At 73.5% G+C, this 15,242-nt stretch carries 14 protein-coding genes; 4 read left to right on the top strand and 10 right to left on the bottom strand.

Features of this window, described 5'->3' with window-relative positions; genetic code table 11:
• Window positions 1-31: 31 nt before the first annotated feature.
• The gene (locus C7M71_RS15730; RefSeq protein ID WP_111492587.1) at window positions 32-685 is read right to left on the bottom strand and encodes a TetR/AcrR family transcriptional regulator; all 654 of its coding nucleotides are present in this window, start codon (window positions 683-685) and stop codon (window positions 32-34) included.
• 197 nt (window positions 686-882) lie between these two features.
• Between C7M71_RS15730 and paaN the strand changes: the two genes are divergently transcribed.
• Window positions 883-2,595, top strand: coding sequence for a phenylacetic acid degradation protein PaaN (paaN, locus tag C7M71_RS15725; protein WP_111492586.1), 1,713 nt, complete (start codon window positions 883-885; stop codon window positions 2,593-2,595).
• A 53-nt stretch (window positions 2,596-2,648) separates the two neighbouring features.
• Here the strand turns inward: paaN and C7M71_RS15720 are convergent, their stop codons facing one another.
• The 7 genes from C7M71_RS15720 to C7M71_RS15685 all read right to left on the bottom strand — a co-directional run bounded on the left by C7M71_RS15720 (window position 2,649) and on the right by C7M71_RS15685 (window position 7,980).
• Complete coding sequence (locus tag C7M71_RS15720) at window positions 2,649-3,329, bottom strand: TrmH family RNA methyltransferase (protein ID WP_229758748.1); 681 nt, start codon at window positions 3,327-3,329, stop codon at window positions 2,649-2,651.
• Complete coding sequence (locus tag C7M71_RS15715; RefSeq protein WP_111492585.1) at window positions 3,326-3,508, bottom strand: hypothetical protein; 183 nt, start codon at window positions 3,506-3,508, stop codon at window positions 3,326-3,328. Before C7M71_RS15715 ends, C7M71_RS15720 begins: the two co-directional genes overlap by 4 nt.
• A 259-nt stretch (window positions 3,509-3,767) precedes the next feature.
• A complete protein-coding gene (locus tag C7M71_RS15710) occupies window positions 3,768-5,072 on the bottom strand; it encodes an HTTM domain-containing protein (protein ID WP_111492584.1) in 1,305 nt (434 codons plus the stop codon).
• Window position 5,073: 1 nt separating this feature from the next.
• Window positions 5,074-5,886 carry a DUF5819 family protein gene (locus C7M71_RS15705; protein WP_162824265.1) on the bottom strand — a complete coding sequence of 271 codons (813 nt, stop codon included), beginning with the start codon at window positions 5,884-5,886 and terminating at the stop codon, window positions 5,074-5,076.
• Between the two features lie 107 nt (window positions 5,887-5,993).
• Window positions 5,994-6,461, bottom strand: a complete 468-nt coding sequence (locus C7M71_RS15695) for a GNAT family N-acetyltransferase (protein ID WP_229758747.1) — start codon at window positions 6,459-6,461, stop codon at window positions 5,994-5,996.
• A 156-nt stretch (window positions 6,462-6,617) separates the two neighbouring features.
• Window positions 6,618-6,947, bottom strand: a complete 330-nt coding sequence (locus C7M71_RS15690) for a rhodanese-like domain-containing protein (RefSeq protein WP_111492580.1) — start codon at window positions 6,945-6,947, stop codon at window positions 6,618-6,620.
• A gap of 172 nt (window positions 6,948-7,119) precedes the next feature.
• Window positions 7,120-7,980, bottom strand: a complete 861-nt coding sequence (locus C7M71_RS15685; protein ID WP_229758746.1) for a hypothetical protein — start codon at window positions 7,978-7,980, stop codon at window positions 7,120-7,122.
• Between the two features lie 254 nt (window positions 7,981-8,234).
• Between C7M71_RS15685 and C7M71_RS15680 the strand changes: the two genes are divergently transcribed.
• The 3 genes from C7M71_RS15680 (at window position 8,235) to C7M71_RS15670 (ending at window position 12,281) form a co-directional block, all read left to right on the top strand.
• Window positions 8,235-11,108: a SpoIIE family protein phosphatase gene (locus tag C7M71_RS15680; RefSeq protein ID WP_114914383.1), complete on the top strand. Its 2,874-nt coding sequence runs from the start codon at window positions 8,235-8,237 to the stop codon at window positions 11,106-11,108.
• On the top strand, window positions 11,090-11,512 hold the full coding sequence (locus tag C7M71_RS15675) for a MarR family winged helix-turn-helix transcriptional regulator (RefSeq protein ID WP_111491701.1): 423 nt from the start codon (window positions 11,090-11,092) through the stop codon (window positions 11,510-11,512). Before C7M71_RS15680 ends, C7M71_RS15675 begins: the two co-directional genes overlap by 19 nt.
• A 235-nt stretch (window positions 11,513-11,747) precedes the next feature.
• Window positions 11,748-12,281, top strand: coding sequence for an ATP-binding protein (locus C7M71_RS15670; protein WP_162824264.1), 534 nt, complete (start codon window positions 11,748-11,750; stop codon window positions 12,279-12,281).
• A gap of 16 nt (window positions 12,282-12,297) precedes the next feature.
• Here C7M71_RS15670 and C7M71_RS15665 read toward each other — a convergent pair whose 3' ends face one another.
• Both C7M71_RS15665 and C7M71_RS15660 read right to left on the bottom strand, forming a co-directional pair.
• A complete protein-coding gene (locus tag C7M71_RS15665; protein WP_229758745.1) occupies window positions 12,298-13,065 on the bottom strand; it encodes a hypothetical protein in 768 nt (255 codons plus the stop codon).
• 162 nt (window positions 13,066-13,227) lie between these two features.
• Complete coding sequence (locus tag C7M71_RS15660) at window positions 13,228-14,940, bottom strand: phosphatidylglycerol lysyltransferase domain-containing protein (RefSeq protein WP_111491698.1); 1,713 nt, start codon at window positions 14,938-14,940, stop codon at window positions 13,228-13,230.
• Window positions 14,941-15,242 lie beyond the last annotated feature (302 nt).

Here is a 15,242-nt window from a genome sequence, read left to right as displayed (position 1 = left end):
CCGGACTGACGCGCGCCGCCGGAGCGGGCGGTCAGGAGGTGCGCCGCAGCCCGCCGAAGGCCAGCCGGACCACGGCCTCGACGATCCGCTCGGCCGCCTCCGTACCGCCGTCCGCCTCGGCGTCCGGGTGGTACCACTCCACAATGGAGTTGATCATGCCGAAGAGCAGCCGGGTCGCCAGCCTCGGCTCCACGTCGCCGCGCAGGTCGCCGTCGGCGGCGGCGGCCCGCACCAGCTCCGCGACCCGGTGGTCGAAGTCGCGGCGGCGCCCCAGGGCCCACTGCTCGGCTGCGGTGTTGCCGCGCACCCGCAGCAGCAGGGTCACATACGGCAGCTCCGCCAGCAGCACCTCCGCCGTACGGCGCACCACATGTTCCAGCCGCTCCACCGGGCGGCCCTCGACCGCCCGAGGCTCGTCCAGGATGGCGAAGAGGCCGTCCAGCGCCCGGCCCACGGCCAGCCGCAGCAGCTCCTCCTTGCCACGGACGTGGTGGTAGATCGAGGACTTGGAGATCCCGGCCGCCCGCGAGAGGTCCTCCATCGAAGTGCCGTCGTAGCCACGGGCGTTGAAGACCTCGACGGTCACCGCGAGCAGCGACTCCACGGTGTAGCTGTCGCGGCGGCCGGCGGCCGGTGGCTCGGCGCCGCGAGTACGGGCGGCGGGGGGCGGCGTGTTGGCGACCATGGAGACGAGTATCCACCGGGCAGGCAAGGCCCCACCCGGCGGGAGGCGTGATCCGGGGGGACCCGCCGGGTCACCCCCTCTTGAGCCGACCGATCATTCGGTTACCCTGAGGCAGATCCCTTCCTCACCCACGCCCCACGGAGCAGGCGAGGAGGGAGCAGCTCCGCCCCCACCCTCCATCCAGAGGAGCGCACACCATGGCAGCAGCGGACCGAGGCCCGGAACCGACCACTCCGGCCGTCGCCGAGCTGGTCGAACGGCACCGGGAGACCCTCGACAGGGCGCTGGCCGCGATCACCGCCCGGGACTACTGGTCGCCCTACCCCGAGTTCCCCAAGGCGTACGGCGAGAGTGCGGCCGCCGACGGCAAGGCCGCCTTCGAGGCGCTGCTGGGCAAGCCCTTCGGCCTTGAGCAGCCCGGCACCGACGGTGAGACCGGCGGCGAGGTGTCGCCGTACGGGCCGGAGCTGTCCATCCGCTACCCGCACGGGGACCCGGACGCGCTGGTCCGCGCCGCGCAGGCGGCGATGCCCGGCTGGGCCGCCGCCGGACCGCTCGCCCGGGCGGCGGTCTGCCTGGAGATCCTGGGCCGGATCAACGCCCGCTCCCACGAGTTCGCCCAGGCCGTGATGCACACCACCGGCCAGGCGTACGGCATGGCCTTCCAGGCCGGCGGCCCGCACGCCCAGGACCGTGGCCTGGAGGCGGTGGCATACGCGTACGCCGAGCAGACCCGGCTGCCCCGGCAGGCCGGCTGGACCAAGCCGCAGGGCAAGCGCGACCCGCTGGTGATGGAGAAGACCTTCACCGCCGTGCCGCGCGGCGTCGCCCTGCTGGTGGGCTGCAACACCTTCCCCACCTGGAACGGCTACCCCGGCCTCTTCGCCTCGCTGGCCACCGGCAACCCGGTGATCGTCAAGCCGCACCCGCGCGCGGTGCTGCCGCTCGCCCTCACCGTGCGGATCGCCCGCCAGGTGCTGGCCGAGGCGGGCTTCGACCCCGACGTGGTCCTGCTCGCCGCCGAGCGCCCCGACGAGGGCCTGGCCAAGGTGCTGGCCCTCCGCCCCGAGGTACGGATCATCGACTACACCGGCTCCAGCGCCTTCGGCGAGTGGCTGGAGGCCAACGCCACCCAGGCGCAGGTCTACACCGAGAAGGCCGGCGTCAACACCGCCGTGGTGGAGTCCACCGACGACTACGCCGGGATGCTCGGCAACCTCGCCTTCTCGCTCTCCCTGTACAGCGGGCAGATGTGCACCACCCCGCAGAACCTGCTGATCCCGCGCGGCGGCATCGCCACCGACCAGGGCGCCAAGTCCTTCGACGAGGTGGTCGCCGACCTGGCGGCGGCGATCGGCAAGTTGCTCGGCGACGACGCCCGCGCGGCGTCGATCCTCGGCGCGGTGGTCAACCCCGGCGTGGCGCAGCGCGTCGAGCGGGCCGCCGACGGCGGCTACGGCGAACTCGCCCTGGCGCCGCGCACCGTGGCCGCCCCCGACTTCCCCGACGCGCTGGTGCGCACCCCGGCGCTGGTGAAGGCCGACGCCGCCAAGCCGGACGACGCCGCCGCGTTCCTCAGCGAGTGCTTCGGGCCGGTCTCCTTCGCGGTGGCGGTGGACTCGGCGGCGGACGCCGTGGAGCTGCTGCGCCGCAGCGTACGGGAGCAGGGCGCCATGACGGCCGCCGCCTGGACCACCTCGGCGGTGGTCGAGCAGGCGCTGGTGGACGCCTGCCTGGACGCGGGCGTCTCGCTCTCCCTCAACCTCACCGGCGGCGTCTACGCCAACCAGACCGCCGCCTTCTCCGACCTGCACGGCACCGGCGCCAACCCGGCGGCCAACTCCGCGTACTGCGACGCCGCATTCGTGGCCAACCGGTTCCGCACCGTGGAGGTCCGCCGCCACCGCTGACCCGGCCCGCGCGGCCCGCCCCACCCCGAGGCGGGGCGGGCCGCGCCCACCGTTCAGCCCCCTGGTATCTCGGCGTGGGCGCGGATCCAGGCATGCATGGCAATCGCGGCGGCGGCACCCGCGTTGATCGACCGGGTCGAGCCGAACTGTGCGATGGAGCAGACCAGCGACGCGTGCTTCCACGCCTCCTCGGTCAGCCCCGGCCCCTCCTGCCCGAAGAGCAGCACACAGCGGCGCGGCAGCTCGGCGGTCTCCAGGGGCACCGCGCCGGGCAGGTTGTCGATGCCGATGATCGGCAGCTCGCGCTCATCGGCGAAGGACGCCAGCGAGGCCACATCCGCATGGTGGCGGACATGCTGGTAGCGGTCGGTGACCATGGCGCCACGCCGGTTCCAGCGGCGGCGGCCCACGATGTGCACCTGCTCGGTGAGGAAGGCGTTGGCCGTCCTCACCACCGAGCCGATGTTGAAGTCATGGGACCAGTTCTCCACCGCGACATGGAAGGGGTGCCGCCGCGTGTCCAGGTCGGCGACCACCGCCTCCCGGGTCCAGTACCGGTAGCGGTCCACCACATTGCGGCGGTCCCCGTGCGCCAGCAGCTCCGGGTCGTACCGGTCCCCCTTCGGCCACGGCAGCGGATGCGGCCCGACCCCCACCTCCCGCCCGAAGCCGTCGTCGTACTGCTCACCGTCGTGCGGCTCGCCGGACAGGGCGGTAGGGGGGCTGCTGTTCACGCCACGAGGGTAGTCGGGTCCTTACGGGGCCGCGCCGTAGGGTTTCCGACCTGCACCAGTTCGCCGAGGACCGACACCTGCCGGCCGATGGCCTCCGTCAGGGTCTCGGCCATCCGTGCCTGCTGGTCGGCCACATCGGCGTCACCACGCCGGATCGAGGGCAGCAGCTCGCGGGTCACCCACTCCTGGAAGGGGCTTGGCATTGGGCTTGTCGGGCCGCATGCCCAACGTGTACAGCCCAGACTCGCTGACGAGGTTGAGGGTTGGATTCCACGTACGAACCCTTTCTCACCTGCGGGGATGCCGTATGCCTTATTGGAAGTAAGGCATACGGCGCGCATGTCCACGGTGCGGGTGTCCTTGGGATCGACGAGCTTGCTGGCTCGACTCGCCTGAGTACGCCCCAGTTCTCTCGGACGGATGTCCTGGCCAACGAAGTCACGGGGACGAGGTAGCGCTTTCGGCAGAGCGCTCGGGTGCATATGCCCGGCGCATGCCACCGGCAAGCCGCCCCCCTGCCCAGACCAGGAAGGTGGTCGGCAGGAAGAGGGCGTCGGCCGAGATCATGGCCAGGGAGAAGATGGGCAGGCCGAGGGTGACGGCGATGCCGGCGTGCTCGGCCATCATCAGGCCCAGCAGGACGTTCTTGACGCGCCGGTTGACCAGGGTGAAGGGGAAGGCCACCTGGACGGCGACGGTGCCGTACGAGATCAGGAAGACCGCGATCATGTTCCCGGCGAGCAGCCCGGCCAGCCACGGCCAGGGGGTGAAGTAGTCCAGGTGGAGCGGGTAGTACAGGGCGGTGCCGTCCTGCCACCGGGAGCCCTGGATCTTGTACCAGCCGGCCGTGGAGTAGATGAGGCACACCTGCACCGCGATCACCAGCATGCCGCAGTTGTGCAGCATGGTGGCGCCCGCGTCCAGCAGGGCCCGCAGCTCGTGGCCGGGCAGACGGCGGTTGACCACCCACCAGAGGCCCTGGAAGGCCCAGATCGCCCAGAGGACGGTGCCCCAGCCCAGGTGGATCCAGATGTCGGGGGAGGTCATGGCGAGCGAGTCGCCGGAGAACCCGGAGAGCTGCACCCAGAGCAGCGCCACCCCCAGCACGGCCCAGAGGGCCACCCCGGCCCAGCCGTCGCCGCCGCCCCGCCGGGCACGCCGGGCGTCCAGCGACCAGACCCGGCCGCAGCGGGTGAAGACCAGGTAGAGCGCCATCAGGTGGATGACGTTGTCACCGCCGTCGCCGACGAAGACATTGCGGTTCTGGATGGAGAGCACGCCGAGCACAAAGAGGACCGTCATGGCCCGGGTGCGCCAGCCCAGCACCACGGCCACGGCGGCGATCAGGGCGAGGTGGTAGACGAGTTCGAACCACCAGCGGCCGGTGGACCAGGGCAGCACGGTGAAGGCGTGGTTCTCCGCAAGCAGCTGCCGGGCCAGGTCCATGGACCAGGGTGAGCGGTCGCCGTAGAGGACCCGCCGGTCGGGCCACTCACGGAGCAGGAAGAGGGTGAAGGTCAGGCCGAAGCCGATCCGCACCACTGCGGCCTGATGAGGTCCGAAGACGCGGCTGGTGAAGGCGTCGAAGGCGGCGGCGAAGCGGTCGCCGGGCTGTGGGCGGGACTGCTCCCGCTCGCCCGGCTCGCCAGGTTCGCCCCGCTCGGGCGGCTCGGGCTCGGCGGCCCGGGGGGCGGGCAGGGTGACCGAGGGGGCGGCCGTGTCGGGTCCGGTTTCGGTGTCCATCTCAGAGTCCCGCGTAGTCCTGGTCGGTCACCGGCCACCATGGCAGCTCCCGGTAGGCGGCACCGAGGGGCCACGTCTCGGTGGACCAGGGCGGTGGTGCGACGCTGTCGGTACCGGTGCGCAGCTGCACCTCGACGACCTGCTCTCCGTGCCAGTCGCGGCCGAGGCGCTGCAACGCGATCCGCTTGATGTACTGCTGGAGCAGGTCGCCGCGCTGCCCGCCGGTGTTGTCGCCCTGCTCATTGTGGGAGCTGCTGTACACGTCCCAGGCGCGGCGGAGCAGATTCTGCTCGACATGGCTGGGGAGCGGGTTGTGGCGGATGTCGGCGATGTCCTGCGCGGTGAGGCCGACCCATGATCCGGTGTGCTGGCTGCCGTCGGCGCCGAGGGTCTTCACCCGGGCGTCGACGGTGATGTTCTGCTGGAGCGGGTTGGGCGCGAAGAGCTTCCAGTTCTGCTCGAACTCGGGGTAGACCCAGGCATCGACCTGCGTCTGGTACTTCTGCGTGACGGAGCTGGCCGGAGCGACATGCAGGAAGACCATGGCCAGATGCCAGGCGCCAACGACCAGCAGCACGACGGCACCGAGCGAGAGCGCGGCCTGCGCCGGGGTGGACCAGGTGCGGCCCACCGGGGACGCGGGATCCTCCGACGCAGGATCCTCAGACGCAGGATCCTCCGACGCGGGGTCGTCCGACGCCGGGTCCTCCGGGGTGGTCGCCGAGGGGGCCGCAGGATCGTCCTGCACCGCTGGTTCGTCGGGTACGGAGGCCGCCGACTGCTCGGACGCCTCGCCACCGCTGGGCTGCTCCATCACGCTCCCCGACACCTCGCCCTTTCACCTCGCGACACCGCACGGTACCGAGGTGAAGGGCGCTGCGACAGGGCAAAAGCGATAGCCGGGCGGTACGGGCGGTTTTGTCATGCCCTCCGCTCGTAGCGCAGCAGCCCCTCCGCATCCTGGCCCACCCGTCGGAAGCCGGCCCGCTCCAGAACCCGCTGCGACGGGAGGTTGGCGGGCTCGACGGCGGCCTCGACCACCGTGACCGCCGCGCGGTCGGCCAGCGCCTGGGCGGTGATCAGCCGCACCGCCTCGGTGGCATGGCCGTTGCCCCGGGCCGACGTCGCCAGGTCATAGCCGATCTCGACCCGTCCGTCGCCCGGTGCGCCATGGAAGCCGATCCCGCCCACGGCGGCGCCGTCGGCGCGGCGGACGATGGCGTACAGGCCCCAGGCGGGCCGGTACAGCCCGGCCTCGGCGGCGCTGAGCAGCATCCCGGCGGCGTCCCGGGTGCCCTCGAACGGGCCGTCGGCGACCCAGGGGATGCCGCCGGTGCCCCCGGCCCGCAGGTCTGCGGCCTCCTCCGGGCCGATGGGCCGCAGCTCCACCGCAGTCCCCTCCGTCCCCGCAGTCCCCGCACTTGCCGCTGTCTCCGCCATACCGTGCTCCCCACCCCGGCCGTCACTCGTCCGAGGGAATGCTGACGCAGGTGCGGTGCGCCGCGCGAGCGCTTTTACCGGCCCGGTACGGCTCAGCGGTCCAGCTCAGAGGACATACGGCTGACCGTCCCCGCCACCGGTCATGGGACGCCCGGCGGCCTCCCAGGCATACATGCCGCCGTCGATGTTGACCGCGTCCCGACCCTGGGCGACCAGGTACTGCACCACCTGCGCGGACCGGCCGCCGACCCGGCACATCACATAGAGCCGGTCGTCGGGCAGCTCCGCGAGCCGGGCGACCACCTCGCCGATGGGGATGTGCAGCGCGCCCTCGACATGTCCGGCGTCCCACTCGTCCTGCTCACGCACATCGAGCAGCGCGGCGTCGGCCGGTACGGAGGCGGCGTCCACGGTGGGCACCTGGGTGTGGAACATGGTCGGGTTCTCTCCTGAGGGTCGACCGGCCCGGGGGCCGGCTGGGCATTCCCGGCCATTGTCACCCGCCGGCCGCCACCCGTGGGCCGTCCGCCGGAAGCCGGCCCCAGAAACCGCCGACCAGAAACCGCCGACCAGAAGCCATCAGCAGGAAGCCACCAGCCGGAGGCCGTCAGCCGGGGGAGCCGAGCAGCCGGTCCAGTTCGGCCTGCTGCCGGGCGGCCTGGGCCAGCAGCTGCTCGGCGATCTCCTCCAGCAGCCGGTCCGGGTCCTCGGGGGCGAGCTTCAGCAGCCGGCCCATCGGGCTGGACTCCAGCCTCACCTGCTGCTCGGCGAGGTGCTCGATCCGGGCGATCAGCCAGGCCAGGCGCTGCCGCAGCCACTCGGTGCGGTCGGCGGTCTCGGCGGCGGGGACCGCGTCCGGCCCGGCCGCCCACTCGGTGGCCAGCAGGTGCAGCGCACTCTCGTCGCCGTGCGCATAGGCGTCGTTGACCCGGGCGATGAAGGCGCTGCGCCGCTGCTGCTCGGCCGGGTCGGTGGTGAGGTCGGGGTGGGCGCGGCGGGCGAGGTCGCGGTAGAGCCGCTGGGCCTCCTTGCCGGGCCGCACCCGGCGGGGTGCCTCGGGCTGCGCGGCGGGTTCGCCCTCCCCGGCGGGCTCGCCATCGGCGGCGGACCCAGGGGAGGGGGCGGGACCGCCGGGGAACCCGTCGAGGTCGGGCAGCGGAACGACCGCGCCCCGGGCCTCATAGGCGCGGCGGATGTCGTCGGGGGCACCGGTGCGGGCGGCGACGGCCTCGGCGATCAGCGCCTCCAGCTCGTCCAGGTGCACATACATCGGCCCGAGCCGCTGATGGTGCAGCAGGGCGAAGTTGTCGATCTCCACCCGGAGGGTCTCGACCTCGATCTCCAGATCGACCAGCGCCGCCTCGACGGCGGCCACCTTGAGCTCCAGGGCCTGCTGCTCGGGGTCGGTCCACCCGTCCTGCCCGGCGTCCGGCAGGAGGGGTCCATGCCCCAGGCTCTCCGCGCTCACCTGCTCGCCTCGCTGCTCCACTCGTCCGCCCGGAAGGGTCCTCACCCTACACAGCCGTCCGGCAGGGCCCCACCAGGGCGTGTACGGCGGCGCACGGGGTCCGGTGCACAACGGTGCGGCGTCAATCTTGCCGAATCACAGGCAGTGGCACCGGGGTTCGTGCTTGCCTGGGATCCGCGCGGGCGGGGCCGGCGGCGCGGCCGAGCCCGGGACCCGAGGAGGGTTGGACGACCAGGTGGGAGCAGACTGACCCCATGGTGGAAGAAGGCACCGTGCCGGAGGTACGTCCGTCCACGCCGACCGGGGTGGTGGCGCTGGTCAGGCTGGCCTCCCTGGTGATCGATCCGGACGGCTGCATCGCCTACTGGAACCGGCCCGCCGAGGAACTCTTCGGCCACCGCTCGGACGCCGTCTTCGGCCGCTCCGCCGCCGGTCTGCTGCCGGTCCACGAGACCCGGCCCGGAGCGACCGCCCCGGGCCGCGACATCGATGCGCTGGACCTGCTGGACGACCGCACGGCCACCGCGGGCTGCTGGGTCGGCTCGATGCCGGTGACCGACCGCGAGGACCGCGTCCGCGATGTGCTCTGGTGGGCCTACCGGATGGTGGAGCCGGCCGGCCGCAGCCTGCTGGTGCTGGCCGCCGACGCCCGCCCGCTGCGCGGCGGCCCCAGGCTGGCCCTGGGGTCGCGGCTGCTGCCGTACGCCGCCGTGCCCCCGGTGGGCGGCCCGCTGCGGATCGCCGCCGCGCTGTGCGAGCCGGGCGGCCACCTCGCCCCGGGCATCGCCACCCGGCTGGCGGCCGTGCTGCCGCGCACCGGCGAGGAGCGCCGCGAGCGGCTGCTGCGGCAGATCCGGGCCGCAGGCGTACCGGCCCTGCGGGTGGACGGCGCGGCGGCGCTTCCGGTGCTGCCGTACGAGCCGCCGGAGGCGACCGGGTCGCGGGTCGCGGCCGGGGTGGGCCGCCGCTACCCCACGGCCCAGCAGCGCGTCACCCGCGCGATGCACACCCTGCCGCAGGACGGCAGGGTGACCCCGGCGCCGCCGCAGGCCGGCGGCACCATCGGGCTGCGCATGGTGGTGCCCTCGAATCCGCTGCCGAGCCCGCGCGGCGCCGGCCTCGCCGGGGCCCTGGAGGCTGCGGCGTCCGTGCTCACCGCCTCGTCCACCGGGGCGACCCGAGGTCCGGCGCATCTGCTGCCGCTGCTGAACACCGGTCCGGGCGGCGAGCAGTTCGCGCTGCTGAACGAGGCCGGCGGCAAGGTCGGCACCACGCTGGACCTGGACACCACGGCCCGGGAGCTCTGCCGGGTGCTGGTCCCCCGGGTCACCGACTTCGCCTGCGTGGACCTGCTGGACGGGCTGATCGCCGACGCCGAGCTGCCCGACGAGCGACCCGACGACCGCACCATGCTGCGGCGGGTGGCGGTGGCCCACAGCGACGTGGCGGGCCGCTGGGACCATGTGCTGACCGAGGGCAGCCTGCAGGTGATGCCGCGCAGCATCCCGCCGGGCCTGGCCCTGCAGTCCAACCAGCCGGTACTGGTGCCGGTGGTCGACTCCGAACTGGCCGAGGACTACGCGGCGGCGCTGGGCAGCCCGGGCCTGGTGCCACTGGTCTCCGGTTGCTCCATGCTGGTGCTGCCGCTGGCCGCTCGCGGCACCGTACTGGGCATCCTCAAGCTGCTGCGACTGCCCGACCGGGCCTCCTTCGACGAGGGCGACGCGGCGACCCTGCGGGAGCTGGCCGCGCGGGCGGCCCTCTCGCTGGACAACGCGCGGCTGCACCGCGCCGAGTCCAAGGTCGCCACCACCCTCCAGCGCAGCATGATCCCGACCCGGCCGCCGCGCATCCCCGGGGTGCTGGTCGCCCACCGCTATATGCCGGGCAACCGGCGGGCCCAGGTGGGCGGCGACTGGTTCGACGCGGTGCAGCTGCCGGGCAGCCGGGTCGCCCTGGTGGTCGGCGATGTGATGGGCCACGGCCTGCACTCGGCGGCGGCGATGGGCCGCTTCCGTACCGCCGTGCAGACGCTGGCCGCGCTGGACCTGCCGCCAGGTCAGCTGCTGCGCCACCTGGACAACCTCGCCCACCGGCTGGGCGACGACCACCTGGCGACCTGCCTCTACGCGGTGTACGACCCGATCAGCCGCACCTGCACGCTGGCCAACGCCGGGCATGTGCCGCCGGTGCTGGTGCACCCGGACGGGCGCAGCGAGCTGCTGGACCTCCCGGAGGGGGCGCCGATCGGGGTCGGCGGGGTGCCGTTCGTCGCCACGGAGATCAAGGTCGAGGACGGCTCGATGCTGGTGCTCTGCACCGACGGCCTGGTCGAGGTGCGCGGCGGCGACATAGGGGACGGGCTGGCCGCGCTGTGCGGCAATCTGATCGACCCCCGGCGCACCCCCGAGGAGGCATGCGACACCGTCCTGGCGCGGCTGCACTCCGACGACCGCAAGGACGATGTGGCGCTGCTGGTGGCCCGCTTCGACGGGGTGGCGCCGCAGGACGTGGTCACCTGGCGGCTGCGGCTGGACTCCACCGAGGTGGCCCGCGCCCGGGCGCTGGTCCGCGACCAGTTGGCGGCCTGGCGGCTGGACGGGCTCAGCGACACCGCGCAGCTGCTGGTGAGCGAGCTGGTCACCAATGCGCTGCGGGTGGCCCGGGACAGCGTCCAGTTGCAGCTGATCCAGGTGGACAAGCTGCTGGTGGAGGTGAGCGACGACGACCACAACCTGCCGTCGCTGGAGCCGTCCGGCCACCTGGACGAGGACGGGCGCGGGCTGAGCCTGGTCAGCCAGCTGTCGTCGCGCTGGGGCACGGCCCGCAAGGCGGTGGGCAAGGTCGTCTGGTTCGAGCTTCCGCTGCCGCACCGCCCTGAGCAGCGAGCCCCCGGCGGGGAGCAGCCGCCGCTCCCCGCCGCCGCCGCTCCCCGCCGCCGTCCCTGCCCGCCGCCGTCCCTGCCCGCCGCCGTCCCTGCCCGCCGCCGTCCCTGCCCGCCGCCGTCCCTGCCCGCCGCCGTCCCTGCCCGCCGCCGTCCCTGCCCGCCGCCGTCCCTGCCCGCCGCCGGGAAGTTGTATCATGCAACAAAGAGGAAGGAGTGGCCCCCATGCCGTCCCGCGACGTGACGATCGACACCATCCAGCGCGAACTGACCGCCTTCGCCCGCCGCGCCCGCACCCGGGCCGCCCAGCTCCACCCGCAGCTCTCGCTGGTCACCTACAGCATGCTCGACCACATGGTGGAGAGCGGCGGCTGCCGGGCCACCGACCTGGCCGCACACTTCATGCTCGACAAGTCCACCGTCAGCCGGCAGACCGCCGCCCTGGAGCGGCTGGGCCTGATCGTCCGCGACGCCGACCCCGGCGACCACCGGGGGCAGATCCTGCGGCCCTCCGAGCAGGGCCTGCGCCTGCTCCAGGAGGCGTACGAGCAGCGCCAGGCCTCCTATGAAGACCGCCTGACCGACTGGGCCGACGACGACCTGGAGCGGCTGGCGGGCTACCTCCGGCGCTACAACGCCGCCGACTGACCCGCCCCCGCCGCCCACCGGTAACCCGCCGCGACACCGGAGTCACCCGATGCGCACACCGGGCACACCGGGACAGAAAAGCCTGCGCGATGGCTTCCCATCACCCCCGTCCACCCGTCACGATCAGGACTGTCGCGCCATGCGCGCCATCAGCGTCCCGTCGCACACCGTCTGCCCGTCTCCGCTTTCCGGACCCGCATCGGCCTGCGGCACCGGAGCAGAAGGAGAACGCGCCGTGCATCCCCCCAGGGTCGGTTCCCGGGCGACCGCCGAACGAGCCCCCGTGCACCGCCCCGGGCCACCCCGCACGCATGCCGCGCCGACCCCGCCGCCCGTCCCGCAGCAGCGCCGGATGGTGATGGCGCTCGCGGCCCGCCCCGAGTCGGTACCGCTCGCCAGGGGCACCCTCCGGCGGCTGCTCACCGCCTGGCGCATCGACCCGGACGAGGACACCGCAGCCGGCGCCGTCCTGGTCCTCAGCGAACTGGTGACCAACGCGATCACCCATGGCACGGCCGAGGAGCTGATCGCCTCCTCGGTCACCCTGTCGGTCTCCCTGCTGCCGCCGCCCGCCCCCGGCGCCCCCCGGGTGCTGCGGCTCTCGGTACACGACCCCGGGCGCACCCGTCCCCGGCTCCGCCGCGCCGACGCGGAGGAGGAGCACGGCCGGGGCCTGCTGCTGGTCTCGGCCACCACCGACCGCTGGGGCTGCGAGTCGCTGCCCGGCGACGGCAAGCGGGTCTGGGCCGAACTCGACCTGCTGCCCTAGCCGGTGTCCGCCGCGCTCACGGCGTCAGGGCACCGGCCGTCGGACGGGCGGTGTCGGCCGAGGCCCGGACCAGGGCCAGCACCCGGGGCCAGTAGCCGCCGAACAGCTCGCCCACGGCTGCGGTGAGCACCGCCGTGGCCACCGCCGCCAGATGCTCAAGACCTGCCAGATTGGGCAGCATGGCAGCCTCGGCGGCCATCACCACCGCCACCGCGGCGCCGGTGCACCAGGCCCGCGCCCGCCAGGCCGTGCAGATGGCCAGCGCCACCACGGCGGCCGACGGCCCGGAGTCGCGGACCAGGGCGGCGGAGGCCGGCAGGCCGAACAGGCTGTCCGGGCCGAGGTCCACCGCCAGCCGGGCGTAGAGGGTTCCGGCCAGCGTTCCGGCGTAGGCGATGCAGAGGGTCTGCCGCCGGCCGAGCACGATCTCGGCGATGCCGAAGACGACCAGCACCTGGGCCAGCGCACCCCAGACCGGCAGGTCGAGCGCCGGGACGAAGAGCGACAGCGGGGTGCGCAGCAGGGAGAGTTCCAGCGGCTGGGAGCCGCGCACCACGCCGACGCGTTCCACCAGGCCCACGCCGCCGGGCAGCTGCTGCACCAGGTCGAAGAGGAGCACCAGGGAGGTGGCGGTGAGTGCCAGCGGCACCGCGCCGAGCCGCTTCCCGGCGAGGCGGCCGCACACCGTGGACCACAGCGCCTCCCACTCGGCAGCGGCGGCCCGGCGTAGATACGGGGCCGGGGTTCTCCGCTGCACGCCCCCCGTGCGGGTTGTCAGGTTCACGGACACCTTCCCGAAGGTCCGAGTCTGCTTTCGGTCCACGCTAGGGCTCATCGGCGCGATTTCCCTCACCCTCGCTACCCAGCTCCCGGTCATCCTCTGGGTGGATACGCCGGGGACGACCCTGAAGGGTGACGGCCCCTCCGCCCCCCGGCGGAGGGTCCATCACCGCGCTCGGTGGCGGCGGCGGAACAGCGAGGGCAGGCTGGGCGCGGTCAGGAACCCCTCCGCGCGGGCGCTGGCCAGGCCGATCCGCGGGATCTCGCTGCTCTTCTCGAAGAGCAGATAGCGGGGCTCCCAGATCGGCCGGTACTTGGCGTTGGCCCGGTACAGCGACTCGATCTGCCACCAGCGGGAGAAGAAGCCCAGCACCGAGCGCCAGAGCCGCAGCACCGGCCCGGCCCCCAGCCTCGCGCCGCGTTCGAAGACCGCCCGGAACATCGCGAAGTTCAGCGAGACCCGCTCCACGCCGACCTCGTCCGCCCGCTGGAGCAGCTCGATCACCATGAACTCCATCAGTCCGTTGTCGGCCTCGCGATCACGCCGCATCAGGTCCAGCGAGAGGCCGTGCGGCCCCCAGGGGACAAAGCTCAGCAGCGCCCGCAGCTCACCCGCACCGTCATGGCACTCCACCATCACGCAGCGGCCGTCGGCGGGGTCGCCGAGCCGGCCCAGCGCCATCGAGAAACCCCGCTCGGTCTCGCTGTCCCGCCAGCGGTCGGCCCGCTCCAGCAGGGCGGCCATCTCCCCCTCGGGAATGGCCTCATGACGCCGGATGCGCACCGTGCAGCCGGTCCGCCGGATGCGGTTGTGGGCCTGCCGCACCCCCCGCATGGCGCGGCCCTCCAGGGTGAAGTCGCACCGCTCCACGATGGCCTCGTCGCCCAGCTCCAGGGCGTCCAGCCCATGCCGGGCGTAGACGGTGCCCGCCTCCTCGCTCGCCCCCATCACGGCCGGCACCCAAGCATGGTCGCGCGCCTCCCGCAACCACTGCTCGATGGCTCCCGGCCACGCCTCCGGGTCGCCGATGGGGTCGCCGGAGGCCAGCGTGACCCCGCCGACCACCCGGTAGGCGACCGCCGCCTTGCCGCTGGGCGACCAGACCACCGCCTTGTCGCGGCGGAGCGCGAAGTAGCCGAGCGAGTCCCGTTCGCCGTGGCGGTCCAGCAGTTCGCGGAGCCGCTTCTCGTCCTCGTCGGTGAGCAGTTCCCGGCCGCGCGGGGCGCGGAAGCAGGCGTACAGCACCAGTACGAAGGCCAGCGCGGCCATCACATTGATCACCGCGTCCACCCAGCGCGGGGTGACCACCGTGTGGAGCTCGTCGGCGGACGGCACCAGGGTGATCACCCGCAGCAGGGTGTAGGCCACCCGGTCCCCCAGCGAGGCACCGGCCGCCGTGTTGGTCGCGGTGACCAGCAGGGTGCCCACCACACCGGACACCACCAGGCCGCCGAAGAGCACGGCCAGCGCCAGGCCCGGGTTGGAGCGGTCGCCCTTGGCACGGAACTCCCGGCGCCCCACCAGCAGTGCCAGCACGAAGAGGGCGGTCAGGCCGAGGGAGAACCAGTTGAAGCCGTGGTGGCGGAACTCCTCCCTGGTCATCGCCAGCGCGTACAGCACCAGCAGCGGCCCGGCCAGCAGCATGTTGAAGATCCAGCCGGCCCGCTTGCGCCGCCGCATCACCACGGCCAGGAAGAGCGCCAGCGCCACCGAGACCAGACCGGCCGTCGCCAGATAGGGCGTGAAGTACGGACCGGCGTTGTGCCGGCGCACCTCGTTGCGGAACGGCACCGAGACGACCGCCACCAGGTTGAGCAGCGCCAGCAGCCGCAGATACCACACCGTGGCCGCAGCGGCCCGTGGCCGCAGCCACGCCATCGGCGACGGGCGCGGCGCGGGGCCGCGCTCCGGCGCCCGGTGACTGCCGGGCCCCGGGTGGGGCTTCACTGTGGACACGGCTGCAATCCCAACGATCGGCTTGCGGAGCGCATCCGGCCGCCTCCGCGACGCCGCCGGTCCCGGCCGGTGGGCTGCCACCCAATGCCGGGGCCCGCCGAGATCGGGAGTCCACCGGAGCCGGGAACCCGGCCAGGCCGGGAACCTGCCGGGGCCCGCCTCCGCCGGATCACGGCGGAGCGACCCCGGGACCAGCCGGGCCGCGAGGTCAGGGGTACGACACG

The organism is Peterkaempfera bronchialis (genome assembly GCF_003258605.2).
GTDB classification, from domain to species: domain Bacteria; phylum Actinomycetota; class Actinomycetes; order Streptomycetales; family Streptomycetaceae; genus Peterkaempfera; species Peterkaempfera bronchialis.
The sequence above is the reverse complement of the archived record's forward strand: the minus strand, read 5'-3'. Positions and strand labels throughout refer to the sequence as shown.

Excerpts from the sequence above, each read along its gene's own strand:
- C7M71_RS15730 (WP_111492587.1), bottom strand. The coding sequence starts at position 685 with ATGGTCGCCAACACGCCGCCCCCCGCCGCCCGTACTCGCGGCGCCGAG.
- paaN (WP_111492586.1), top strand. The coding sequence starts at position 883 with ATGGCAGCAGCGGACCGAGGCCCGGAACCGACCACTCCGGCCGTCGCC.
- C7M71_RS15710 (WP_111492584.1), bottom strand. The coding sequence starts at position 5,072 with ATGGACACCGAAACCGGACCCGACACGGCCGCCCCCTCGGTCACCCTG.
- C7M71_RS15705 (WP_162824265.1), bottom strand. The coding sequence starts at position 5,886 with ATGGAGCAGCCCAGCGGTGGCGAGGCGTCCGAGCAGTCGGCGGCCTCC.
- C7M71_RS15690 (WP_111492580.1), bottom strand. The coding sequence starts at position 6,947 with ATGTTCCACACCCAGGTGCCCACCGTGGACGCCGCCTCCGTACCGGCC.
- C7M71_RS15680 (WP_114914383.1), top strand. The coding sequence starts at position 8,235 with ATGGTGGAAGAAGGCACCGTGCCGGAGGTACGTCCGTCCACGCCGACC.
- C7M71_RS15675 (WP_111491701.1), top strand. The coding sequence starts at position 11,090 with ATGCCGTCCCGCGACGTGACGATCGACACCATCCAGCGCGAACTGACC.
- C7M71_RS15660 (WP_111491698.1), bottom strand. The coding sequence starts at position 14,940 with ATGGCGTGGCTGCGGCCACGGGCCGCTGCGGCCACGGTGTGGTATCTG.